23 protein-coding genes are annotated in these 22,244 nt (G+C 67.9%); 12 read left to right on the top strand and 11 right to left on the bottom strand.

The annotated features are described in order from the left end of the window. Positions 1-115: 115 nt before the first annotated feature. Positions 116-889: a class I SAM-dependent DNA methyltransferase gene (locus tag ACZ63D_RS16960; protein ID WP_465355566.1), complete on the bottom strand. Its 774-nt coding sequence runs from the start codon at positions 887-889 to the stop codon at positions 116-118. Positions 890-1,165: 276 nt separating this feature from the next. Here ACZ63D_RS16960 and ACZ63D_RS16955 point away from each other — a divergent pair, with 276 nt between their 5' ends. The 4 genes from ACZ63D_RS16955 to ACZ63D_RS16940 all read left to right on the top strand — a co-directional run bounded on the left by ACZ63D_RS16955 (position 1,166) and on the right by ACZ63D_RS16940 (position 4,404). Beyond that, entirely contained in the window at positions 1,166-1,777 is a 612-nt protein-coding gene (locus ACZ63D_RS16955; protein ID WP_465355229.1) for a TetR/AcrR family transcriptional regulator, read from the top strand. 445 nt (positions 1,778-2,222) lie between these two features. Beyond that, positions 2,223-2,996 carry an SDR family NAD(P)-dependent oxidoreductase gene (locus ACZ63D_RS16950; RefSeq protein WP_465355228.1) on the top strand — a complete coding sequence of 258 codons (774 nt, stop codon included), beginning with the start codon at positions 2,223-2,225 and terminating at the stop codon, positions 2,994-2,996. Beyond that, positions 2,996-3,646 carry a PaaI family thioesterase gene (locus ACZ63D_RS16945; protein ID WP_465355227.1) on the top strand — a complete coding sequence of 217 codons (651 nt, stop codon included), beginning with the start codon at positions 2,996-2,998 and terminating at the stop codon, positions 3,644-3,646. The genes ACZ63D_RS16950 and ACZ63D_RS16945 overlap by 1 nt, the downstream gene beginning before the upstream one ends. Beyond that, positions 3,643-4,404, top strand: a complete 762-nt coding sequence (locus tag ACZ63D_RS16940) for an SDR family NAD(P)-dependent oxidoreductase (RefSeq protein WP_465355226.1) — start codon at positions 3,643-3,645, stop codon at positions 4,402-4,404. Before ACZ63D_RS16945 ends, ACZ63D_RS16940 begins: the two co-directional genes overlap by 4 nt. A gap of 51 nt (positions 4,405-4,455) precedes the next feature. Here the strand turns inward: ACZ63D_RS16940 and ACZ63D_RS16935 are convergent, their stop codons facing one another. Continuing rightward, the gene (locus ACZ63D_RS16935; RefSeq protein WP_465355225.1) at positions 4,456-4,731 is read right to left on the bottom strand and encodes a hypothetical protein; all 276 of its coding nucleotides are present in this window, start codon (positions 4,729-4,731) and stop codon (positions 4,456-4,458) included. 165 nt (positions 4,732-4,896) lie between these two features. Here ACZ63D_RS16935 and ACZ63D_RS16930 point away from each other — a divergent pair, with 165 nt between their 5' ends. The 4 genes from ACZ63D_RS16930 (at position 4,897) to ACZ63D_RS16915 (ending at position 8,807) form a co-directional block, all read left to right on the top strand. Continuing rightward, complete coding sequence (locus ACZ63D_RS16930; RefSeq protein WP_465355565.1) at positions 4,897-6,126, top strand: NADH:flavin oxidoreductase; 1,230 nt, start codon at positions 4,897-4,899, stop codon at positions 6,124-6,126. A gap of 276 nt (positions 6,127-6,402) precedes the next feature. Continuing rightward, entirely contained in the window at positions 6,403-7,173 is a 771-nt protein-coding gene (locus ACZ63D_RS16925; protein WP_465355224.1) for an SDR family oxidoreductase, read from the top strand. A gap of 13 nt (positions 7,174-7,186) precedes the next feature. Continuing rightward, positions 7,187-8,392: an acetyl-CoA C-acetyltransferase gene (locus ACZ63D_RS16920; RefSeq protein WP_465355223.1), complete on the top strand. Its 1,206-nt coding sequence runs from the start codon at positions 7,187-7,189 to the stop codon at positions 8,390-8,392. 235 nt (positions 8,393-8,627) lie between these two features. Then, positions 8,628-8,807: a hypothetical protein gene (locus ACZ63D_RS16915; RefSeq protein ID WP_465355222.1), complete on the top strand. Its 180-nt coding sequence runs from the start codon at positions 8,628-8,630 to the stop codon at positions 8,805-8,807. Positions 8,808-8,836: 29 nt separating this feature from the next. Here the strand turns inward: ACZ63D_RS16915 and ACZ63D_RS16910 are convergent, their stop codons facing one another. Next, positions 8,837-10,399: an AMP-binding protein gene (locus ACZ63D_RS16910; protein WP_465355221.1), complete on the bottom strand. Its 1,563-nt coding sequence runs from the start codon at positions 10,397-10,399 to the stop codon at positions 8,837-8,839. Positions 10,400-10,472: 73 nt separating this feature from the next. On the opposite strand from ACZ63D_RS16910, the gene ACZ63D_RS16905 reads away from it, so the two are divergent. Beyond that, on the top strand, positions 10,473-11,084 hold the full coding sequence (locus tag ACZ63D_RS16905) for a TetR/AcrR family transcriptional regulator (protein ID WP_465355220.1): 612 nt from the start codon (positions 10,473-10,475) through the stop codon (positions 11,082-11,084). 5 nt (positions 11,085-11,089) lie between these two features. Here the strand turns inward: ACZ63D_RS16905 and ACZ63D_RS16900 are convergent, their stop codons facing one another. From ACZ63D_RS16900 to ACZ63D_RS16875, 6 genes are read right to left on the bottom strand one after another with little or no spacing between them, the layout of a single operon-like run. Beyond that, on the bottom strand, positions 11,090-11,860 hold the full coding sequence (locus ACZ63D_RS16900; protein WP_465355219.1) for a CoA-transferase subunit beta: 771 nt from the start codon (positions 11,858-11,860) through the stop codon (positions 11,090-11,092). Continuing rightward, entirely contained in the window at positions 11,857-12,729 is an 873-nt protein-coding gene (locus ACZ63D_RS16895) for a CoA transferase subunit A (RefSeq protein WP_465355218.1), read from the bottom strand. The genes ACZ63D_RS16900 and ACZ63D_RS16895 overlap by 4 nt, the downstream gene beginning before the upstream one ends. A 24-nt stretch (positions 12,730-12,753) precedes the next feature. Then, positions 12,754-13,827 (bottom strand): acyl-CoA dehydrogenase family protein, encoded by a 1,074-nt coding sequence (locus ACZ63D_RS16890; RefSeq protein ID WP_465355217.1) that lies wholly within the window; start codon positions 13,825-13,827, stop codon positions 12,754-12,756. Beyond that, positions 13,827-14,780, bottom strand: a complete 954-nt coding sequence (locus ACZ63D_RS16885; RefSeq protein ID WP_465355216.1) for an acyl-CoA dehydrogenase family protein — start codon at positions 14,778-14,780, stop codon at positions 13,827-13,829. The genes ACZ63D_RS16890 and ACZ63D_RS16885 overlap by 1 nt, the downstream gene beginning before the upstream one ends. Further along, positions 14,777-15,931: an acyl-CoA dehydrogenase family protein gene (locus ACZ63D_RS16880; protein WP_465355215.1), complete on the bottom strand. Its 1,155-nt coding sequence runs from the start codon at positions 15,929-15,931 to the stop codon at positions 14,777-14,779. Before ACZ63D_RS16880 ends, ACZ63D_RS16885 begins: the two co-directional genes overlap by 4 nt. Next, positions 15,928-16,806, bottom strand: a complete 879-nt coding sequence (locus ACZ63D_RS16875) for an enoyl-CoA hydratase (RefSeq protein ID WP_465355214.1) — start codon at positions 16,804-16,806, stop codon at positions 15,928-15,930. The genes ACZ63D_RS16880 and ACZ63D_RS16875 overlap by 4 nt, the downstream gene beginning before the upstream one ends. A gap of 97 nt (positions 16,807-16,903) precedes the next feature. On the opposite strand from ACZ63D_RS16875, the gene ACZ63D_RS16870 reads away from it, so the two are divergent. The 3 genes from ACZ63D_RS16870 to ACZ63D_RS16860 are packed head-to-tail and all read left to right on the top strand — an operon-like array spanning position 16,904 to position 20,048. Then, positions 16,904-18,082, top strand: coding sequence for an acyl-CoA dehydrogenase family protein (locus tag ACZ63D_RS16870; RefSeq protein WP_465355213.1), 1,179 nt, complete (start codon positions 16,904-16,906; stop codon positions 18,080-18,082). Then, positions 18,079-18,879, top strand: a complete 801-nt coding sequence (locus tag ACZ63D_RS16865; protein WP_465355212.1) for an SDR family oxidoreductase — start codon at positions 18,079-18,081, stop codon at positions 18,877-18,879. The genes ACZ63D_RS16870 and ACZ63D_RS16865 overlap by 4 nt, the downstream gene beginning before the upstream one ends. A 17-nt stretch (positions 18,880-18,896) precedes the next feature. Next, a complete protein-coding gene (locus ACZ63D_RS16860; protein ID WP_465355564.1) occupies positions 18,897-20,048 on the top strand; it encodes an acetyl-CoA C-acetyltransferase in 1,152 nt (383 codons plus the stop codon). A 272-nt stretch (positions 20,049-20,320) separates the two neighbouring features. Here ACZ63D_RS16860 and ACZ63D_RS16855 read toward each other — a convergent pair whose 3' ends face one another. Together ACZ63D_RS16855 and ACZ63D_RS16850 are read right to left on the bottom strand one after the other, a co-directional pair. Beyond that, complete coding sequence (locus tag ACZ63D_RS16855; RefSeq protein ID WP_465355211.1) at positions 20,321-21,379, bottom strand: NAD(P)H-dependent flavin oxidoreductase; 1,059 nt, start codon at positions 21,377-21,379, stop codon at positions 20,321-20,323. A 15-nt stretch (positions 21,380-21,394) separates the two neighbouring features. Continuing rightward, positions 21,395-22,153: an enoyl-CoA hydratase family protein gene (locus tag ACZ63D_RS16850; RefSeq protein ID WP_465355210.1), complete on the bottom strand. Its 759-nt coding sequence runs from the start codon at positions 22,151-22,153 to the stop codon at positions 21,395-21,397. Positions 22,154-22,244: the final 91 nt, after the last annotated feature.

Here is a 22,244-nt window from a genome sequence, read left to right as displayed (position 1 = left end):
TCAGCGGGAGAACCCGCTCGTGTCCGCGGTCGTGCACGGCGGAGGTCATGCCGGGCAGATGCACGGGTCTGGCTCGAAACGGCCGACTCCGCAGTGCTGTTCCTCCGCGGACGGCTCAACCCCTCGGCTTCTCCCAGATCGAGATGTGCTGCTCGCTTTCGTGGGCGAACGGCTTCCCGCCCCAGCTCTCCCACCGCGAGCGCAGCCGCAACCCGGCCAGCCGCGCCATCAGATCCAGCTCGGCGGGCCACACGTACCGGAACGGAATCGCCCGGAACTCTCCGCGGCCGTCGGCCACCCGCGCGTGGTACGAACTCATCGACTGCGTCGAGACGTCGTACTGGTCGAATCCCCAATGTGTCGCGCTCAGGTCGAACGGCACGACGGTCTGCCCAGGAGGCAGCTTCCGCAGTTGCGGTATCCCGACCTCGACCACGAAGCACCCGCCCGGCTCGAGATGCGCCGCGGCAGTGCGGAAACATGCCACTTGCGCTTCCTGAGATGTCAGGTTCTCGATCGTGTTGTACACCAGATACACCACCGAGAAAGCCCCGGCGATCCGAGCCGTCGCGAAGTCGCCGATCGTCACGTCGATGGCGTCGCCGCCCGGTTTGGCGTGCAACCTAGCGACCATCGCGGACGACAGGTCGATCCCGGAGACCGGCACTCCACGCGCGGCAAGCGGCAAAGCGATCCGGCCGGTGCCGACGCCCAGTTCCAGCGCGCGACCGTCACCGGCGAGCCCGGCCAGGACGTCGACTACCGGATTCACCGCTTCCGGAGCGAACATTTCGGCGGATGATGCGTCATATCTCGCAGCGACATTTTCCCCGAAGTAGTCCTCCACATCGGCGACGGTAACCGACTTGATCACTGGCGCGCAGGTCATTTTCCGGCTCATGGATTGCCGATGGCGTAAAGACCTTCCACCGCCGAACCGTCCTCACGCAGTACCTGTCCACCCGGACAGCGCGGCGGGCGCACCCCCTGGGAACCAGCATCGGATTCGCGCGTATTCGTCTTCGCCACGGCCGAAACCCGTGTTCGTATCCGGCGTCGGCGAAGGAATCGAACCAGGGTGCGGCCGTCCCACTCACCGGTAGCGGCGGCGTCCGGTGAGAGGATCGTGCGCGAGAATGGCCTGATCACGAGCGGAGGAGTCGCGGTGCCGAGAGTCGCCGAAAACCGGGCGCCGGCCACGCCGAGCTCGCCCGCGCAGCAGGAGCGCTACCGGCGCATCCTGCGAGCAGCCGCGGACCACGGTGCCGAGCACGGCCTCGACCGGATCCAGATGCTCGACGTCGCCCGCGATGCTGGCGTCGCCATCGCCACGCTCTACCGGTACTTCCCGTCCAAAACGGTCCTGTTCACCGCGTTGCTGCACAGCCAGATCCAGCAGCTGGACCGCAACAGCGTCCCCGTCGAACCCGGCCAGGAACCAGCCGAGGCGGTCGCACGCGTGCTGGTCGACGCCGCCCGCCGCCTGCTGGAACGCCCGCGGCTCGCGCAGGCGATGCTGCAGTCGAACAACGCGACCGTCGCGGGAGAATCGCCGAACTTGGCCGCGGCGGTTGCATTCGGGGATCTGATCCTGCGCGTCGCCGGGGTGACCGAGGCCAGCGAGCACGACCGCCGCCTGGTGCGGTTGATCGAGCAGACCTGGTACGGCGTGCTGACCTCGCAACTGACGGGGCACATCACTGCGGAGGAAGCGGAGGCAGACACGATTCTGGCGTGCCGGTTGCTGCTGGCTGAGTTGGGGCGGTCTGCGGGGTGACGGTGCGGTGGTGGTGTGGCGGTTCGTCGGGTTGGTATCTCAGCTGGTGCGGTTGTGGTGCTGCTGGGGTCGCTCTGAGCTGAGGCGGGGCGATGCTGGCGTGCCGGTTGCCATAGCTGAGCTGGGCGGTTTGCGCGGTGACGGTGTGGTTGTGGTGTGGCGGTTCGGTGGGTTGGTATCTCAGGCGGCCCGATTGTCGCACTGCCGGGCTCACCCGAGCTGACCTGCGCCAGGCTGCCCGTCGACTAGACAGCCGCGTTGCTGTATTCACCCCTGCGCGCTGAGATCTCAGCCGTAGAAACAGCGTCCCGGTCGAGCTAGCCGAACCGCCCTCCCCGATGACCAACCCGGACAGATTCTCCCGGTGACCGGGATCAGCCCGTCGGGTGCCGCGGCGTCCCCGTAGCCTCGCGGCCGTTCCGGTATCCCACCGCAGGAGGCCCTCATGTCGCGCACCGTCGTCGTCACCGGTGCGAGTTCGGGGATCGGGGCGGCGGTCTGCGGCCTTCTCGCCGAGCGCGGCGACCGGGTCCTCGGCGTCGACCTCGCGGGCAGCGACCTCGACGCGGACCTTTCCACCACGCAAGGCCGCGCCGACGCCGCCGAGGGAGTCGGCAAGCGCACCGGGCACGTTGACGCGGTGATCACATGCGCTGGTACGTCGGACCCCGGCGAAGCGATGGCTACGGTGAATTACTTCGGCAGCACCGAGTTCGTCGAAGCGCTGCAGCCGTTGCTCGCGAAATCCGAGGCTCCGCGCGTGGTCCTGGTCGGCTCGATCTCCGGCACCCAGCCGTACGATCCTGCGGTGGTCGACGCTTGCCTGCGCGGCGAAGAGCAAACCGCGTTGATCGCTGCCCGCGAGGCGATCGCGGACAATCGCGCGTTCCAGTTGTACCCATCCTCGAAGTCCGCGCTCGCGCAATGGGCGCGCCGGACGTCGGTCACGGCGGGCTGGGCGGACGCGGGAATCGCGGTCAACGTGGTCGCGCCCGGTGTGGTCCGGACGCCGATGACCGCAGCGCTTTTCGCGGATCCCAGGATGAAAGCGGTGATGGATAAGGCTGTTCCGATGCCGCTGCACGGTTACGCGGACGCGGAAGATGTCGCGCGAGTTCTGGCCTATTTCGCTGACGCCGCGACCACGCACATCACCGGCCAGGTCGTCTACGTCGACGGCGGTGCCGAAGCGACCCTTCGTCCGGCGGCGCACTACTGATGACGACTTACGCCGAAAGCCCGGGCGTCCCATTGTCGCCGGTGCCCAATGACGACGGCATTGACGCTGCTGTCGCGGCGGCCCGCCGGGTGGTCAGCGCGCTGGTGCACGTGGGCGCGGACAGTGCTGCGCCGATGGCGGACATCGCCCGCGACCTCGACCGGATCGCCAGCCAGCTCGAAGAATACGCGCCGGAGCGGCAGGAGCGATTCATCGAAATGTGGGCGGGGAGACCGCGTCACGATCCCGTTACCGGACCGGAAAACGCGCTCGCGCCGCCGTTGCGCCTGCACGGATTGCCGGACGGTTCAGTGACCGGCACGGTGACGCTCGGTTTGCCGTATCAGGGGCCGCCGGGCTGCGTGCACGGCGGGATTTCCGCGCTGTTGCTCGATCACGCGCTCGGCGTCGCCAACAGCTGGGGGCCCGGGCCGGACGGGATGACTGGCACGCTCAACGTCCGGTACCACCGGACGACGCCGCTGTTCGAGGAATTGACGATCCGCGCGCGGCAGGAATCCAGCGAAGGCCGCCGGATCCGCACGACTGGCGAAATTCTCGCCGACGGTCAGGTATGCGTTTCCGCGGACGGGATTTTCGTGGCGAAACACGTCGCGCGTCCGGTCGCTCAAGACGAAGGAGGCCGATGAACACGCTCGCGGGCCGGGTGGCCCTGGTGACCGGCGCGGGACAAGGCGTCGGGCAAGGAATCGCGTTGGCGCTGGCGGTGGAGGGGGTGTCGGTCGCGGTTCTCGGGCGCACGCGGGGCAAACTGGACGGGACCTGCCGCCTCATCCGGGAGCGGGGTGCTGCCGCGGAACCGTTCGAGTGCGATGTCGCGGACACTGAGTCGATCTCCGGGGTTGTCGAGGCGGTCGTTTCACGATTCGGTCGGCTGGACATTCTGGTCAATAATGCGTATTCCGGTGCGTTCGGGCCGTTGCTCACAATGAGCGATAAAGAGTTTGTACGCGGTTTCGAGACTGGCCCGTTCGCGGCGTTCGCGTTTATGAAGGCGGCTCATCCGCATTTGAAGGCGACCGGTGACGGTTCGATCGTCAATCTGGTCACTTCAGCGATGGTGCGCTGGGATCCCACCACCTATGGTGCTTACGCGGCAGCGAAACAAGCCTTGCGCTCGCTGTCGCGTACCGCCGCGGTGGAGTGGGCACGCGACGGGATCCGGGTCAACGCGATCGCGCCGCATGCGCTGTCGCCGGGATTGAAATGGTGGACTGAGCACAATCCTGAAGAGGCCGCTGAATTCGTCTCGACCATTCCGATGGGCCGGATCGGGGAATGCGAGGAGGACATCGGCCGCGCTGTCGTCGCGCTGGTCGGCTCGGATCTGCGCTACCTGACCGGGGCTACTGTGCCGCTCGACGGCGGGCAGGCCTTTTTCGGCTGAACCCGCTGAGAACGGTGTCATAGTCAACTTGGGCGCTGGAGATGAGGTTTCTCAGTAGCGATAGACGGGGGAGCTGCTGCCCGGGAGATGGGCCATGATCACGATGATTCCGATCGAGGTGAGAATCGCCCACAGCACGACAATGGTGGCGATGATCAGCGCGTGCCTCCGGATCGCCGCGAGCTGGCCGAGGATCTCCAGGTTGATCCGGTTCGCGTAGTCCGTCGGCCCGTCGGTCTCGGACGCTTCTTTGAGCCGCTCGGCGACTGCGGCGGGTCCGGTGAACGCGTCGGCGTGATAGCGAGGACGGGGCTTGAGGTCTGTCATCGTCGGTCTCCTTCGGCGGAGCAGGAACGGGTGAACAAGAGTCGCCGAGTCCGGCCGGAGCGTTACCGCAGTCAGTGGCTCCCGTCGGTCGGTGCCTCCCGGTCACCGAGATCGCCGGAGCGGGCCAGGTCCTCCGTTTCCTACCGTGACCAGGTGACCTCCACGATGCCCGACCCGACCGACCCGACCGACCCGCTGGCGCCCGCGCGGCTCGGGCCGGTGCGGTTGCGCAATCGCGTCGTCAAGGCGGCGACCTACGAGGGGCTCAGCCATCGCGGCCGGGTCACCCGGGATCTGGTCGATTTCCACGTCGGCTACGCGAAGGGCGGCGTCGGGATGACGACGGTCGCCTATTGCGCGGTCGCCAAGGAAGGCCGCACCGACCGGCATCAGGTTTACTGGAGCGACGAGGCGCTGCCGGGGCTGCGCGTGCTCACCGAAGCGGTGCACGCCGAGGGAGCGGCGATCTCGGCGCAGATCGGGCACGCTGGGCCGGTCGCGGATCCGAAGGGCAACGGGCTGCCCGCGCTCGCCCCGAGCCGGTATTTTCAGCGGGCGTCGCTCAGCTTCGCGAAGGAAATCGACCATGCCGGTATCGAACGCGTCAAACGTGCTCACGCCGACGCGGCCAAAAGAGCCATCGAGTGCGGGTTTGACGCCATTGAGGTCCACTTAGGACACAATTATTTGATCAGTTCCTTCTTGAGTCCGAAGCTTAACCGCCGCACCGACGAATACGGTGGCTCGCTGGAAAACCGTGCTCGGCTCGCGCGCGACACGATGCGGGCGGTGCGTGACGCGGTTGGCGACCGGATCGCGGTGATCGTGAAGATGAACATGGACGACGGCGTGCCCGGCGGGTTCTGGCTCGACGAGGCGATCCCGGTGGCGCAGTGGCTCGAAGCCGACGGCACCTGCGACGCGCTTGAGATGACCGCCGGTTCGTCGCTGCTGAACCCGATGTACCTCTTCAAAGGAGACGCACCGGTTCGCGAGTTCGCGGCGGTGCTGCCCCAGCCGCTGAGGCTGGGCGTGCGGATGATCGGGAAGCGGTTCATCCGCGAATATCCTTACCGGGACGCGTTCCTGCTCGAAGACGCTCGGCAGATCCGGGCCGCGGTGAAGCTGCCGATGGTGTTGCTCGGCGGGATCACTGACCGTGCGTCGATGGAGTTGGCGATGCGGGAGGGATTCCAGTACGTCGCGATGGGCCGGGCGTTGCTGCGCGAGCCGGATCTGGTGAACCGGATCGCGGCGGAGCCCGGGACGCCGTCGTTGTGCATTCACTGCAACAAATGCATGCCGACGAACTTCACCGGGACTCGGTGTGTGCTGGTGGATCGGAAGACCACCCGGGGCGCGGAGTGGGGGCAGGCTGCGGGCTACGTGGGCTGAAGGGCGAGGACGCCGCTCATGCCTGCGGGTGACGGCTTTACGCAGCCGAGGCCTGGGGTTGTGAACATCTCGACCACGCCGTCCGTGGCGAGGGGTCCACCGGCTGGCTCGATCGAGGTCTCAACAGCGGCAGCGGAATCGATGAGATCCCAGCGCGACGAGACGGCGGCCCACCACACCCCGGTGCCTGCCGGATTGCCTCGGGTGCCGGGAAAATCTTCGGCACTCAACCTAGCACTTGTTTGGTACGCTGACTCCCGGCGAGAAGGGAGCAGCATGCCTGTCAGCTTCGACCTGACTGGTCGCGTCGTCCTGGTCACCGGGGGCGCGCGCGGAGTCGGCGACGGCATCGTGGCGACATTCCTCGAAGCGGGCGCGCAGGTCGAGATCTGCGGGCGCACCGAACCCGAAACCCTCCGCGAGGCGGACGGCCGCGAGCCCCGGTTCACGCGGGTGGACGTGCGGGAGCCGGAGCAGGTGCAGTCGTGGCTGAAGGAGATCGGGGAGCGGCACGGACGGCTCGACGTCGTGGTCAACAACGCGGGCGGTGCGCCGTTCGCGCAGTTCGCCGAGGCGTCGCCGCGGTTTCATCGCAAGATCAACGAGCTCAACTTCCTGGCCGCGGCGTACGTGCTGCAGGCGGCCCATCCGCTCCTGAGCGAGACGCCCGGGGCGTCGGCGGTGAACGTCACGTCCATCTCGGCGCGGAGGCCCAGTCCCGGCACGGCGGTGTACGGGGCGGCGAAGGCGGCGCTGGAAAGTCTCACGACCAGTTTGGCGGTCGAGTGGGCACCGCGGGTGCGGGTCAACGCGGTCAGTTGCGGACTGGTCGAGACGCCGGGTTCCGAGGACCATTACGGCGATGCGGCGCAGCGCGACGCGGTAGCCCGGACGATTCCGCGTGGACAGTTCGCGTCGCCGGCCGAGGTCGGCCAAGCCTGTTTGCTGCTGGCGTCGCCGCTCGCGAGCCACGTCAGCGGCGCGGTGCTCAATGTGGACGGGGGCGGCGAATGGCCCGCCTTCCTCCAGCACACCCCGAACGCCTGAGGAGGACTCCGCTGTGCCCGAAGCCGTGATCGTCTCCGCCGTCCGCTCGCCGATCGGGCGGGCATACAAGGGCTCCCTCAAGGATTTGCGGCCGGACGACCTCGCCGCGCAGATGGTCGAAGCCGCGCTGGCCGCGGTTCCGGAAGTCGGCCGCATCGACGACCTGATGCTCGGTTGTGCGCAACCGGCCGGGGAGCAGGCGTACAACCTTGGGCGGATGGTCGCGCTGCGGCTCGGACTGGACACGGTGCCGGGCACGACGGTGCACCGGTACTGCGCGTCTTCACTGCAGACCACGCGGATGGCGATGCATGCTATCCGTGCTGGCGAGGGCGATGTGTTCGTTTCGGCGGGGGTCGAGTGTGTTTCCCGTTTCTCCCAAGGGAAAGCAGACGGCATGCCGGACACGAAGAACCCGTTGTACGCCGATGCGATGGCGGTGACGGAGAAGCGGGCGGCTGGGGGTCTGCAGTGGACAGACCCTCGGGAAGACGGTGCGCTGCCGGACGTCTACATCGCGATGGGCGAGACCGCGGAGAACGTCGCGGACCATTGTGGAGTGTCCCGGGCGGACCAGGACGCCTTCGCGGTGCGCAGCCAGAATCTCGCCGAAGCGGCCGGGGAGTTCTGGCAGAAGGACATCACCCCGGTGACGTTGCCGGACGGCAGTGTGGTGTCCGCTGACGACGGTCCGCGAGCGGGCGTGACGCTCGAGAAGATATCTCAACTCAAGCCGGTGTTCCGGCCAGACGGGACGGTTACCGCGGCGAACTGCTGCCCGCTCAACGACGGGGCGGCCGCGCTCGTGGTGATGAGCGACGTCCGGGCGCGCGAGCTGGGTATCCAGCCGCTGGCGCGGATCGTCGCCACCGGGGTGTCCGCGTTGAGCCCGGAGATCATGGGGCTCGGGCCGGTCGAGGCGAGCCGGCAGGCGTTGGGGCGGGCTGGACTGTCCGTTGCGGACATCGACCTGGTGGAGATGAACGAAGCTTTCGCCGCGCAGGTGTTGCCGTGCGTCGACCAGCTGGGCTTGGAACTCGACCGCGTCAATGTGCACGGCGGGGCGATCGCGCTAGGGCATCCGTTCGGCTCGACCGGCGCGCGGATGGCGACGACGCTGCTGCACGGCCTCCAGGAGAAAGACGCGACCTTCGGGCTGGAGACGATGTGCGCGGCGGGCGGACAGGGCATGGCGATGGTGCTGGAGCGGCTCGCCTGACGAAGATCGCAGCGAGGACGGCACCGGCGCGGGTGGATGCATGCATGACCGCGCTGCCGATCCGCGATCGTGCGGGCAACGTGCTGGTTCGTTGCGGAAGACGGGCTGGAGAGCGTGGCAGCGTCGCTGGTGGTCGTCCGGCACGCTGGGACTGTGTTGATGGTGTTCGACAGCTGGCGGTAGCAGTGGGAGCTGCCGGGCGGCGCGAACTTCGCGAGGAAACGACGCGCAGGATGTGACCTTCGCGGCCGTGGCCGGGTTCGCCCTCGTGCGGCCGAAACGCCGGGAGCTACTCGCTGTCTACCCGGCTCAGCTCCCGGACGTGCCGCGGCTGACCGCGAACCACGAAGTACTGACGTTCCGATGGCGGCAACCACCAGACGCGAAGATCGCCCGGCGGGCAGTCCAGACCTGACCCGGCTCAAGCGGCGACCGGCGCAGACCTCAGCTCAGCTCCCGCTTCACGATCTTCCCGCTGGCGTTCCTCGGCAGTTCGGCGATCGCCACGAACTCGCGCGGCACCTTGAAGTTCGCCAGCCGCTCCCGGCAGTACTCGCGCAGCGCCTCCGCGTCCAGCTCGACCCCCGCCCGCAGCGTCAGGTAAGCGCGGCCGACCGAGCCCATCCGCTCGTCGTCCACGCCGATCACCGCGGCCTCCACGACGTCCGGATGCGTGCTCAGCACGTTCTCCACCTCGGCCGGGTAAACGTTGAACCCGCCCACGGTGTACATGTCCTTGAGCCGACCGGTGATCTTGACGCACCCGTGCTCGTCCAGCTGCCCGACGTCGCCGGTGTGCAGCCAGCCGCCGGAGTCGATCGCCGCCGCGGTCGCTTCCGGGTCGTCGAAGTAGCCGAGCATCACGAACTCGCCCCGGATCAGGATCTCGCCGTCGGCGCCGACCGGCACGTCCTTGCCCTCGTCGTCGACTGCTCGGATCTCCAGCCCGGGCACTGCCGGACCGGTCGTGTGCGCGACGTGCCGCGGGTCTTCGTTCGGCCGCGATTGGGTCGCGACCACGCATTCGGTGAGCCCGTACGCCTGCGCGACCTGCTCGAAGCCGAGGATTTCCCGCATGTCCGAGAACAGGTTCTCCGGCACCGAAGCCGCGCCCGCGATCGCGAACCGCAGCGACGACAGGTCGAACTCGGCGCGGCGCGGGTGGTTGATCAGCGTGGTGAAGATGGTAGGAGCACCGGGCAGCACTGAGATGCCAGCTCGCTCGATCAGCTCCATCAGCGCGACCGGGTCGAAGGTCGGCACCGGGTAGATCGTCGTGCCCGCGGTGATCGCCGCGACGACCCCGGCTTTGTAGCCGAAGGAGTGAAAGAACGGATTCACGATCGCGTAATTGTCGGCGGGGGTGAGCGACGCGCCTTTCGCCCAGACGTCCGCGACCCCGATTGTCTGCGCGTGCGTGCTCATCACGCCCTTGGGCACGCCGGTGGTGCCCGAGGTGTACAGAATGTCCGCCACCGTGGAAGGCGTCACCGCGGTCTCGTCGACCACCGGCACCGTCTCCGCTCCGGCTAGGAATTCGTTCCACGGCAACGCAACGCCGTCCGGACCGAGATCAACGACGGTGTGCAGCCGCGGAAGTCCGGGCACCGCGCCGGAATCACCCGAACGGGCCGCGGCCTCGGTCAGCATTCCGAGATAGTCGTTGCCGAGGAATCCGTTGCACAGCACCAGCACCGAAGCCCCGGATCGTTCCAGCACCACGCGGGCTTCCTCGCCGCGGTACCGCGTGTTGATCGGGACCAGCGCCGCGCCGAGGCACTGCGCGCCCAGGAACGTCAGGATGAATTCCACCCGGTTCGGCGACCACACCGCGACCCGGTCCCCGGGCCGGACCCCGACCGCGGCCAGCGCGCGGGAAACGACCCGCACCTGCTCCCGCAATCCGGTCCAGGACAGCCGTGTCGTACCGTCGACCACAGCTGTTCCGGAACCGTGGCGACCTGCGGCTTCATCGAGCAGCGCGGGCATCGTGCGAGGTGTCGGCACGCGGGTCTCCTCACTGAACAAGTGCTTGTTCGGTAGCATAGGGGAAAGCAGCGGGCAGGAAGGGATCCATGCGATGACTCCGCGCACCGGCCGGGCCCCGGCCAAGAACGGCGGCACCCGGCGCGGCGAGCTGCTGGGCATCGCCGCTCAGCTGTTCGCGACCCGGGGCTACTCCCAGACCACTGTCCGCGACATCGCCGACGAGGCGGGCATCCTTTCCGGGAGCCTGTACCACCATTTCGCGTCCAAGGAGGACATGCTCCGCGAAATCCTCAAGGAGTTCATGGACGGCCTGCTGGCCGCGTTCGCCGGGATCGCCGGGAAGGACGGCACGCCGCGCGAGAAGTTCGACGCGCTGGTGCACACCGCCTTCGCGACGATTCACGAGCGGCCGTTCGCGGTGGCGCTCTACCAGAACGAATCGGCCGTCGTCGGCAGCCTCGCCGATTTCGAATTCGTCGGAAAGACGTCGCTGAAAATCGAAAAACTGTGGCTCGGCGTGCTCCAAGCGGGCCGGGAGACCGGCGACTTCCGCGACGACCTCGAGGTGAGCCTCGTGTACCGGTTCATCCGGGACACCGTCTGGTCGTCGGTCCGCTGGTACAACCCGCGCGGAAAGCTCCGCCACGACGTCGTGGCGGAGCAGTACCTCGCGATGCTGTACGGCGGGCTGCTCGCCGGCTGAGCGGTTCAGGACCGGGACTCCTTGACCTCCCGGTCCCGCGCGCCCGACGGGTCGAGCACAGTCCGGATCAGCTCGAGTTCCTGCTCGTCCGGCACCCGCGACACCCCGGCACCGCTGAAATCCAGCTCGAAGCCGGTGTTCGCGCGCACCTCGTCCGCGGTGACGCCCGGGTGCAGCGAACGCACCTTGAGCCGTCCGTCCTCGTCGTAGTCGAGCACCGCCAGGTCGGTCACCACGACGCCGAGGTCGTGGAACCGCAGCGCCGTCGACGGATGCGCGCGGGCCCGGTCGTTGCCGACACCGGACACCACGTCCACCCGGTCCACGAACACCCGGCTCGAATGCCGGCTCACCCAGTAGTCGGTGCGGTGGTTGACCGTGTTGCCCGGCGCGCCGCGCATGCCGATCAGCTGGCGTTTCGGCTTCCGCCAGTCGCCGATCAGCGAGATGTTCTGGTTGCCGAACCGGTCGAGCTGGCTCGCGCCCATCATCGAATGCCGCCGCCCGGTGTTGAGGATGTCGAAGATCCGCCCGAACGGAGCCCAGCCCTCGACAGTGCCGCCCGCCGCGGCGGTTTTGCCCAGCGGGGGCGGATCGGCCATGAGATGGCATTCGCCGTCGGACAGCACCAGCTCGGGGGAATGGGTGAGCCGGGCCAGCCGTGCGCTGATCGCCGGGACCGTGCCGACCGCGTGGGCCAGCACCTCGCCGGAGCCGCGCCACGCATCGGAGCACGCGGCGACGCAGACCTCGGCGCGGGTTGCGGGGGCGCTCATGCGGACTCCTTCTCGGTCGCGCGGTGGAAGGCGCGCACTGCTTCGTGGTAGCTGGCCTCGTCGCCGGTCAGGTATGTCTCGCGGAAGCGCTGCCACGATTGTTCGTCCTGTGCGGACTGTGCGTAATGCCGCTGGAACGCTTCGTCGCGGCCGTAATCCGGATCGCACGAGGTGAAGTGCGCACCGTTCGGGGCCTCGATCACGCCGTTCACGAACATCCTGCTGATCAGCAGCGACGTCGACCGCTCAGTGGCGGTGAGGTCTTCGGTGTCCACGATTTTTTCGACGCTGAGCAAGGTTTTGTCCGACGCCATCGCGAACAGGTCGTCGAAATACGGGTCGGGACCGAGGAACTGGGCGTTGCCGAGGGTGTCGCTGCGGTTGAGGTGGAGCAACGAGACGTCCGGGCGCACCGCCGGGACCGCGATGTACACGTCGTCGTCATACGGCGACGCCACCGTGCGCAGTTCCGGATTCATCAGCAGCACGTCGCTTTCCAGCCCGGCCCGCGTCGGCAGGAACGACAGCCGGTTCGCCCCCGCCCGCAGCGCGGCGACGAACATGCCCTCGTCGTACTCGGTCGTCTCGACCCGGCCGCCCTCGCGCGCGGCGCGGAAATGCGGGTCGAGCGGGATCGTGTCGAGCGAGACGAACCCGTAGATCACCCGGCGCACCTTGCCCGCCGCGCACAGCAACCCGACCTCGGGCCCGCCGAAGGTGACCAGCGTGAGGTCCTCGACGTCGCTGCGCAGCAGTTCGCGCACCATCGCCATCGGTTTGCGCCGCGACCCCCAGCCGCCGATCCCGACGGTCATCCCGGACCGGACGTACTCGGTGACGCCGTCCAGTGTCATGGACTTGCCGCCCATTCATTCCTCCATTGTTTCGGCTGCTCAGGCGGGCACCGCGCGGCCGCCCTCCAGCAGCCGGGCGCGGTGCTCCCGGGCGTCGCCGAAGAGGTGTGCCAGTGCGTGCGCTCGTTTGAAGTACAACTGGGCGTCGTGCTCCCAGGTGATCGCGATTCCGCCGTGCAGCTGGACGGTTTCGGCGGCCACCGCGGAGAAAGCTTCGCTGCACCAGGATTTCGCGTACGCGGCCTGCTGCACGAGGTCGTTTCCGTTGCTGGCCGCGAATCCGGCTGCCCACGAGATCGAACGCGCGGTTTCGACCCGCACCAGCATGTCCGCGACCCGGTGTTTCAACGCCTGGAACGAACCGAGCGGGCGGCCGAACTGCTCGCGTTCCTTGAGATGCGCGACGGTACGGTCCAAACAGGACTGTGCGCCGCCGACTTGCATTGCGGTGCAAGCGATCGCGGCGATGGCGTGCAGCCTGGGAAGCGCTTCGGTGAAGTCGGCGGCGAGCAGCGTCGCTGGGGTGTCGCGGAATTCGACCTGCGCGAACCGAAGCGTCTGGTCAACGGCTGGGGTCGCCTCGGCGGTGACCTCGGCTTGGAACAACGCGGGGCGTCCGTCGGCCATCGCGACCACCAGCAGGTGCGACGCCTGTGCGCCGTCCAGTACCAAGGTCGCGGTGCCGTTCAGGATTCCTTCCGACGCGACCACGTCCGAGCCGTCGGTTCGGTGCCGTCCGGCACGATCCGCCCAGGCAAGCGCGACGACCTCGCCCGCCGCGATCTCGGGGAGCAACTCAGGCGCGTCAGCGGCCAGCAAGGCTTGTGCGGCAAGCACTCCGGAGCCCAGCAGCGGTGACGGCGTCAGGCTCGCGCCCAGTTCCTCCAGCACGACATGCGTTTCGAACAGGCTGAACCCGGCCCCGCCGTACTCCTCGGGAATCGCCAGCGCCGCGACGCCGATCTGCTCGCACAACGCCGACCACAGCTCGGTGTCGTACCCGGCTGGCGAGTCGATCGCCGCCCGCAGGTCGGTCTTCGCCGCCCGCCGAGTGACCAGCCCGCGGACGGCGGCGGCGAGTTCCCGCTGCTCATCGGACAACGCGAAACGCATCAGCGGCCCCTCGTCAGGCTCTCCAGCACCCGCGCGCGGTGCACGGACGGCGTGCCCCAGCAGCCCACGAGCGCCCGGACGCGCAACAGCCACAGGCTCAGATCGCATTCGAGCGTGTAGCCGATCGCGCCGTGCAGTTGCAGGCCGGTGCGCGCGGCGAGCTGAGCCGCGTCCGACGTCGCGACCTTCGCCGCCGAGACCGCGCGGGCGCTCGGCTCGCGGGCCGCGCCGAGCACCAGCGGCCGGGCGAAGTCAAGTGCCACCCGGACGTCCGCGGCAGCGTGTTTGAGCGCTTGGTATTCGCCGATCACGCGGCCGAACTGCCGTCGCTGGCCGAGGTACGCCACGGTGTCGGCGAGCATCCGTTCGCCGCAGCCGAGCAGTTCCGCCGCGCAGGCGAGGCTGGCTAGATCGAGGGCTTTTTCCCTGGCACCAGGGGAAAGCGGATGAGCTTTCGCTGTTGCGGTCACCTCGAAAAGGTGACGGGAAGGATCGACGGACTGCAATGAGCGGCCGATTTCCGCCGGGGCCAAAGAATTCCCGACCACGAAGACGTCCGTCGCGACATCAGCGTCCAGCGCGTACGGAGTGTCCGGCGCGCTGGCGAAGGTCGCTATCGCGTCGCCGGAAGCCAGCCTCGACAGCAACGACGCGTCGGTGAGCAACGCGGGCGCGGCGGCGATCGACTCGATCGCCGGACCTGGTACGCCGTGGTACCCGAGCCGCTCGAAGGCCACGATCAGGTCGACCGGGGTCCCGCCGACTCCGCCGTGTTCCTCGGGCACGCCGAGCGCGGTGACACCCAGTTCGGCCAGTTGTTTCCACAGCAGCAGCCCGGATTCCGGCCGGTGGGCCGCCCAGGACCGGTTGACGCCGGGGACGTCGGCCGCGCCCAGCAGGGCGTCCAGCGCTTCGGCGAACGCGCGCTGTTCGGCGGACAGCCGGAACTTCATGCTTGTGCCCTCCCGCGGTCGCCGCGGGGGAGGCCGAGCAGCCGCTCCGCGACGATGTTGCGCTGGATTTCGTTGGTGCCGGCGTAGATCGGGCCGCCGAGGGCGAACAGGTAGTCCTCCATCCAGCGTCCGCGCAGCTCCTGGCCCGCGCCGAGCAGGTCCAGCGCGGTTTCCTGGATGCCCAGGTCGAGCCCGGTCCAGAAGAGCTTGTTGACGCTGCCCGCCGCGCCGACGTCGCCGCCGTGCTGGACGTGGTCGACGGTGTCCCAGGTGTAGAGCCGGTAGGACTCGGCCTTGATCCAGGCGTCGGCCACGCGGTCCCGCAGGTGCGGGGCTTCGGCGCCGCGCTCGGCCCAGAGGTCCAGCAGCCGGTCCGCCGCCGCGAGGAACCGGCCCGGCGAACGCAGCGACAGGCCGCGTTCGTTGCCCGCCGTGCTCATCGCGACCCGCCAGCCGTCGCCGACCCCGCCGAGAACGTCCTGATCAGGCACGAAGACGTCGTCGAAGAAGATCTCGGCGAAACCGCAGTCGCCGTCGAGCTGTGCGATCGGCCGCACGGTGACGCCGTCGGAGCCGAGCGGGAACAGGAAGTAGGTGAGGCCGCGATGCCGTTCGGCGTCCGGATCGGAGCGGAACAGGCCGAAACCCCAGTCCGCGAACGGAGCGCGGGAACTCCAGATCTTCTGTCCATTGAGGACCCAGCCGCCGCGCTCGTCGTCGCGGACGGCGGTGCTGCGGATTTCGGCGAGGTCGCTGCCCGCCTCCGGTTCGGACCAGGCCTGCGCCCAGATCCGGGTGCCGTTGGCCGTTCGCGGGAGGTGGCGCTGACGCTGGTCGTCGGTGCCGTGCTGGAAGATGATCGGGGCGAGCAGCGAGATGCCGTTCTGCGCGATCCGGGTCGGCGCGCCGCTGAGGTAGTACTCCTCCTCGAACAGTACCCACTCGGTGAGCGTCGCGTCGCGGCCGCCGTACTCGGCCGGCCAGGTGACCACGGACCATCGGCCTTCGGCGAGTTTCGCTTCCCACTCGCGGTGTGCGCGGGCTCCGTCCTCAGTGTCCATCGACGGCAACGGTCCGGGGCTGTTCTCCGCTAGCCAGGTACGGGCTTCCGCGCGGAACGCTTCTTCCTCGGCGGTGAATTCCGGGCTCATGACTCTCCCGCGGCCTTCTTGTTGGCCTTCGCCATGGAACGCGCGTCGAGCCCGGCGAGCGAATCGCTGTCCAGCTCGGCGTTGTGCGCGTGCGCGGCGTGGTGCAAGCCGAACACCGAGTCCATTCCGGACCGCATGCCCATCAGGTCTTCGGCCTGATTGACCGCCTTCTTCGTCAGCGCGAGACCCAGCTGCGGCATTTGCGCGATCCGCTCGGCGATTGCGAACGTCGCCTCTTCGAGTTCGGCGCGCGGCACGACGTGGTTGACCATGCCGAGCGCCTGAGCGCGGTCGGCGGTGAACCGGTCGCCGGTGTAGAGAAACTCCTTCGCCGCACGCGGGTTCATCACCCAGGGGTGCGCGAAATACTCGACGCCCGGGATGCCCATCCGCACGACCGGGTCAGAGAAGAACGCGTCGTCGGATGCCACGATGAAGTCGCACGACCAGGCCAGCATCAGCCCACCCGCGATGCACGCGCCTTGAACCATCGCGATCACCGGCTTCGGGATCTCCCGCCACCGCCGGCACATGCCGAGGTAAACCTCCGACTCGCGGGCGAACCGCGAATCGACACCGGCCCGGTCGGTGTGGTCCCACCAGATAACCGCTTTGCGCTCGAAGCTCTGGTCGGCATCCCTGCCGGGGGTGCCGATGTCATGCCCGGCGCAGAAATGCTTGCCGTTGCCCGCCAGCACGATCGCCTTGACGTCCGGATCGTCCACCGCCCGCTTGAACGCGGCGTCCAGCGCGTAGGTCATCTTCGAGTTCTGGGCGTTGCGGTACCGCGGCCGGTTCAGCGTGACGACCGCGACCGGACCGCGCACCTCGTAGGTCACGACCTGCTCGTCAGTGCTTTCTTCGGCTCCGCCCACCGCGCATCACTCCTTCTCGGTCCGGCGGCGATGCTACCAAACAAGTGCTTGGTTTGGTAGCGTGACGGGACCGGGCGACGGCGGACCAGGAGGACGGGTGGATCTTCGCTATACCCCCGAGGACGAGCAGTTCCGCGCCGAGGTGCGCGAATGGCTCGGCGACCACCTCGCGGGCGAGTTCGCCGAACTGAAGGGCCTCGGCGGATCCGGGCGCGAGCACGAGGCGCCGCGGGAGCGGCAGGCGTGGAACCAGCATCTGGCGGCGCACGGCTGGACGTGCCTCGGCTGGCCGGTCGAGCACGGCGGGCGCGGGCTGAGCCTGCTGCGGCAAGTGATCTTCCACGAGGAGTACGCCCGGTCGAACGCTCCGGCGCGGGTCAACCACCTTGGCGAGGAACTGCTCGGGCCGACGTTGATCGCGCACGGCACGGACGAGCAGCGGCGGCGGTTCCTGCCGGGGATCGTCGGGGTCACGCAGCTGTGGTGCCAGGGCTATTCGGAGCCGGGGGCGGGCTCCGATCTGGCCGGGGTGCGGACGCGGGCCCGGCTGGAGGGCGGCCAGTGGGTGATCGACGGGCAGAAGATCTGGACGTCGCTCGCTCAGCACGCGCAGTGGTGTTTCGCGGTGGTGCGGACCGAGCCGGGGTCCCGGCGACATGCCGGACTGTCGTATTTGCTGGTGCCGATGGATCAGGCCGGGGTCGAGGTGCGGCCGATCCGGCAGCTGACCGGGACCAGCGAGTTCAACGAGGTCTTTTTCGACGGTGCGCGCACTGAGGAGTCGCTGGTGGTCGGCGCGCCCGGGGACGGGTGGCGGGTCGCGATGGCGACGCTCGGGTTCGAGCGCGGGGTGTCGACTATCGGGCAGCAGGTCGGGTTCGCTCGAGAGCTGGCGGGTGTGGTCGCTACCGCCAAGGCGAACGGGCGTTATGACGATCCGGTGGTGCGGGACCGGCTGGCGCAAGCCTTTGTGGGGCTCGAAGTGCTGCGGGTGCATGCGTTGCGGACGCTGAGTGCGTATGAAGCTGGGTCGCAGGGGCCGGAGGCTTCGGTGTCGAAGCTGTTGTGGGCTCGGTGGCATCGGGAGCTGGGGGAGTTGGCGATGGAGGTCCGCGGGGGTTCGGCGTTGACCGCTCGTGGTTCTTATGAGCTTGATGCGCAGCAGACGCTTTTCTTGTTCAGCCGGGCCGACACGATTTACGGCGGTTCGGACGAAATCCAGCGCAATATCATTGCCGAGCGGGTGCTCGGCCTGCCTAGGGAGCCGCGACCGTGAGCGTTAAACCGGAACAGCCCGCGCCGGAGTACGTGCCGGGGCATGGGTTGCTTGCCGAGCGCGTAGTGGTGGTGACCGCGGCGGCGGGTGCGGGTATCGGGGCTGCGGTCGCTCGGCGGTGCTTGGAGGAAGGCGCTCGGGCGGTCGTCATCGGGGACACGCACGAGCGGCGGCTTGCGGAGGCGGAATCCAAGCTGGGCGCGGAGTTCGGGGCGGAGCGGGTCGTGTCGGTGGTGTGCGACGTAACCAAGGAGGAACAGGTCGCTTCGTTGCTTGACGCTGCCGAGCCGTTCGGCGGGGTTGAGGTGATGGTGAACAACGCCGGGCTTGGCGGTACGGCGTCGATTACCGAGATGACTGACGAGCAGTGGTCGTTGGTGCTGGACGTGACGTTGACGGGGACGTTTCGGTGTATCCGGGCGGCTTCACGGCGGATGATCGCTCGCGGTTACCGCGGGGTGATCGTGAACAATGCTTCGGTGATCGGCTGGCGGGCTCAGGAAGGGCAGGCGCATTACGCGGCGGCCAAGGCTGGGGTGATGGCGTTGACCCGGTCGGCGGCGATGGACCTGGCTGCGGCTGGGATTCGGGTCAATGCGGTGTCGCCCAGTTTGGCGATGCATCCGTTTCTGGAGAAGGTCACTACCGCTGAACTGCTCGCTGAATTGAAGGAGCGCGAGGCGTTCGGGCGGGCCGCGGAGCCGTGGGAAGTCGCCAATGTGATGGTGTTTCTCGCTAGTGCTTATTCGTCTTATCTCACTGGTGAAGTCGTCTCGGTGAGCAGTCAGCATCCTTGATCCGGCTGGAGGATTTCGTGCCTGAGGCATATGTGGTCGATGCGGTTCGCACTCCGGTGGGGCGGCGGGGTGGTTCGCTCGCGGGGGTGCATTCGGCGGATTTGGGGGCGCACGCGATTCGTGCGCTTGTTCGGCGGACTGGGATTGATCCTGGGGCTGTGGATGATGTCATTTTCGGGTGTTGCGACACGATTGGGTCGCAGGCCGGTGATGTCGCTCGGACTGCTTGGCTGGTGGCGGGGTATCCGGATCATGTGCCGGGGGTGACTGTGGACCGGCAGTGCGGGTCCAGTCAGCAGGCGGTGCATTTCGCGGCGCAGGGAGTGCTGTCGGGGACTGTGGATGTGGTGGTCGCCGGGGGCGTGCAGAATATGTCCGCGATTCCGATTTCTTCGGCGATGGTGGTGGGGCAGCAGTTCGGGTTCAGCACGCCGTTCGCGGAGTCGCCGGGGTGGGTGGCACGGTATGGGGAGCAGGAGATTTCCCAGTTCCGGTCGGCGCGGATGATCGCGGAGAAGTGGGGGCTTTCGCGGGAGTCGCTGGAGGAGTTCGCGTACGAGAGTCATCGCCGGGCGTTGGCTGCGATTGACGGTGGGCGGTTTTCGCGGGAGATTTCGCCGGTTGGGGAGTTTTCCGTGGATGAGGGGCCGCGGCGGGATACTACCTTGGAGAAGATGGCTGGGCTCAAGCCGTTGGAGGAAGGCAGTCCGATTACCGCTGCTGTCGCTTCGCAGATCAGTGATGGGGCTGGGGCTTTATTGATCGCTTCGGAGAAGGCGGTGCGCGAGCATGGGTTGACGCCGCGGGCTCGGGTGCATCACATCAGCGTGTACGGGGCGGATCCGGTGTGGATGTTGACTGCGCCTATTCCGGCTACACAGCGGGCGTTGGCCAAGACTGGGTTGTCGGTGGGGGATATTGATGTGTTCGAGTGCAATGAGGCTTTCGCGCCGGTGGTGCTGGCTTGGATGCGGGAGGTGGGGGTGCCGCATGAGAAGGTCAATGTCAATGGGGGCGGGATTGCGTTGGGGCATCCGATCGGGGCTACTGGGGTTCGGTTGATGACGACTTTGTTGCATGAATTGGAGCGGAGTGGGGGGCGGTATGGGTTGCAGGTGATGTGTGAGGGGGGTGGGCAGGCTAATGTGACTGTTCTGGAGCGTCTTTAGCCTGCGGTTTTGTTTGGGGCGATTGGTTGCGTGGGGCACCCCGAAGCTGGATTGTGACTACGCGCGGAGAGGCTTGTCAAGGCTGGAAAGAGTACCTTGACAAGCCTCTCCGCGCGTGTTTGGGCTTCGTATCGGGGTGCAGGGCGGGGGGTGGCTGCCTGGGGTGGGTTGGGCTTGAGGGTGGCGGTGGGGCTCCGCGCAGCGCGATCGAGGGTCGTGAGGGGAACCCTGAGGGAATCAGAGTTCCTCAGGGTTCCCCTCACGGACCTTGCTCAGTTCAGCAGGGCGGCCGTTGCTTTCAGGCGTTCTTCCGCGCTGTCCACGATTCTGGTCACCAGTTCTTCGCAGCTCGGCAGGTCTTCGATCACGCCCACAACCTGCCCCGCGGCCAGCATTCCCGCGCGGGTGTCGCCCTCCACCAGGCCTGCTTTGAGCAGCATGGGGGTGTTCGCGGCCAGCATGGTTTGCGTCCACGAGCGGTCGCTGCCGCGTTTCATGCGCAGGCCGTCGTTGAGCAGGGAGGGCCAGGATTGGCCGCTCAGGCGCTTGTAGTCCATCGTGCGGCGCAGGGTTCGAGCCGTGCGCTGCACGAAGCCTTCCTTGGTCAGGCCCTCGATGAACGGGGTGCGCAGCAGGCGGTGCGGCATGCCGTCGGCTTTGGTGGTGACGACCGTGCCATCCAGGCCGAAGCTGAGGTAGGTGCGCTTGATTTCGTCTGGTACTGCGCTGTCGCTGGTGAGCAGGAAGCGCGTGCCCATGCCGATTCCGGCCGCGCCGTAGGAAAGTGCGGCGGCTAGGCCTCGGCCGTCGAAGAAGCCTCCGGCGGCGACTACTGGGATATCAACTGCGTCCAGTACGGATGGCAGCAGCAAGGTGGTCGCAGTCGGGCCGGTGTGGCCGCCGCCTTCTCCGCCTTGCATCATCACCAGATCCGCGCCCCAGGAGGCGACTTTTTCGGCGTGCCGGGCGGCGCCGACGGTCGGCATGACGATCAGGCCGTGGTCCTTGAGGCGGGCGATCAGGTCTTTTTTGGGTGCCAGTGCGAAAGATGCCACCTTGACGCCGTGCTGTATCAGCAGGTCGGCGCGTTCGGTGGCGTCGCCGGCGTCGGCGCGCAGGTTTACGCCGAAGGGGTTGTCCGTGCGCTGCTTGACTTCCTTGATGGCGTGATCGAGCTCGTCGTAGGTCATCGTCGCGGAGGCGAGGATGCCCAGGGCTCCGGCGTTGGCGGTCGCGGAGACCAGGCGCGGGCCGGCGACCCAGCCCATGCCGGTTTGCACGATCGGGTGGGCGACGCCGGTGAGCTCGGTGAGCGGGGTGCGGAGAGGCACGGGTCTCCTCGATGGTCAGTCGGTCAGCGGGTGGCCGTTGGCGACGAAAGCGTCCCGGTGTTCGTCGGCGGCTCCGACGAGGTTGAGTTCGAACGTGTAGCCCTGTTCGTACCGGTAGCTGCGGTTGACGTCGATCGGGTCGATGCCGTTCAGCGCGGCTTTGGCGGCCCGGATCACGCGCGGGTCCTTGGCGGCTACCTCGGCGGCCAGGGCGAGTGCGGCGTCGTGCAGGTCGGCGGCGGGCACGGTTTCCAGGACCGAGCCGTGCTGTACCAGGTCGGTCGCCGCGATGGTGCGGCTGGTGAAGTACAGCGTGCGCATCAGGTGCTGGGGGACCAGGCGGGCCAGGTGAGTCGCGGCGCCCAGTGCGCCGCGGTCGACCTCGGGGACGCCGAAGTACGCGTCGTCGGCGGCGATGATCGTGTCGCAGTTGCCGACCAGGCCGACGCCGCCGCCAAGGCAGAAACCGTTCACCGCGGCGATCACCGGCACGGCGCATTCGTAAATCGCCTTGAAAGCAAGGTAACAGCCGCGGTTCGCGCCGACGAGGGCGTCGAAACCGGTGGTGCGCTGCATTTCCTTGATGTCGACGCCGGCGTTGAACCCGCGGCCCTCGGCGCGGAGCAGGACGACGTGCACCGCCGGGTCCTCGCCCGCCTCCCGCACGGTTTCGGCGAGACGGAACCATCCGGCGACCGGCAGGGCGTTCACCGGCGGGTAGTCCATGGTGACCACGAAGGTGCCGTTGTCGTGGAGCTGCGTGGAAATCGTCACGTGCGTTCCTAACCTAGCGATTGCTTGGTAGCCTAACACTTGCTTGGTTTACGGGGAACCGCCTCGCCGACGGTGCGGACGAACGGAGATG

This window comes from Amycolatopsis sp. NPDC104775 (assembly GCF_055583325.1).
The sequence above is the reverse complement of the archived record's forward strand: the minus strand, read 5'-3'. Positions and strand labels throughout refer to the sequence as shown.

Excerpts from the sequence above, each read along its gene's own strand:
- ACZ63D_RS16960 (WP_465355566.1), bottom strand. The coding sequence starts at position 889 with ATGACCTGCGCGCCAGTGATCAAGTCGGTTACCGTCGCCGATGTGGAG.
- ACZ63D_RS16950 (WP_465355228.1), top strand. The coding sequence starts at position 2,223 with ATGTCGCGCACCGTCGTCGTCACCGGTGCGAGTTCGGGGATCGGGGCG.
- ACZ63D_RS16945 (WP_465355227.1), top strand. The coding sequence starts at position 2,996 with ATGACGACTTACGCCGAAAGCCCGGGCGTCCCATTGTCGCCGGTGCCC.
- ACZ63D_RS16940 (WP_465355226.1), top strand. The coding sequence starts at position 3,643 with ATGAACACGCTCGCGGGCCGGGTGGCCCTGGTGACCGGCGCGGGACAA.
- ACZ63D_RS16935 (WP_465355225.1), bottom strand. The coding sequence starts at position 4,731 with ATGACAGACCTCAAGCCCCGTCCTCGCTATCACGCCGACGCGTTCACC.
- ACZ63D_RS16930 (WP_465355565.1), top strand. The coding sequence starts at position 4,897 with ATGCCCGACCCGACCGACCCGACCGACCCGCTGGCGCCCGCGCGGCTC.
- ACZ63D_RS16925 (WP_465355224.1), top strand. The coding sequence starts at position 6,403 with ATGCCTGTCAGCTTCGACCTGACTGGTCGCGTCGTCCTGGTCACCGGG.
- ACZ63D_RS16905 (WP_465355220.1), top strand. The coding sequence starts at position 10,473 with ATGACTCCGCGCACCGGCCGGGCCCCGGCCAAGAACGGCGGCACCCGG.
- ACZ63D_RS16900 (WP_465355219.1), bottom strand. The coding sequence starts at position 11,860 with ATGAGCGCCCCCGCAACCCGCGCCGAGGTCTGCGTCGCCGCGTGCTCC.
- ACZ63D_RS16895 (WP_465355218.1), bottom strand. The coding sequence starts at position 12,729 with ATGGGCGGCAAGTCCATGACACTGGACGGCGTCACCGAGTACGTCCGG.
- ACZ63D_RS16890 (WP_465355217.1), bottom strand. The coding sequence starts at position 13,827 with ATGCGTTTCGCGTTGTCCGATGAGCAGCGGGAACTCGCCGCCGCCGTC.
- ACZ63D_RS16885 (WP_465355216.1), bottom strand. The coding sequence starts at position 14,780 with ATGAAGTTCCGGCTGTCCGCCGAACAGCGCGCGTTCGCCGAAGCGCTG.
- ACZ63D_RS16880 (WP_465355215.1), bottom strand. The coding sequence starts at position 15,931 with ATGAGCCCGGAATTCACCGCCGAGGAAGAAGCGTTCCGCGCGGAAGCC.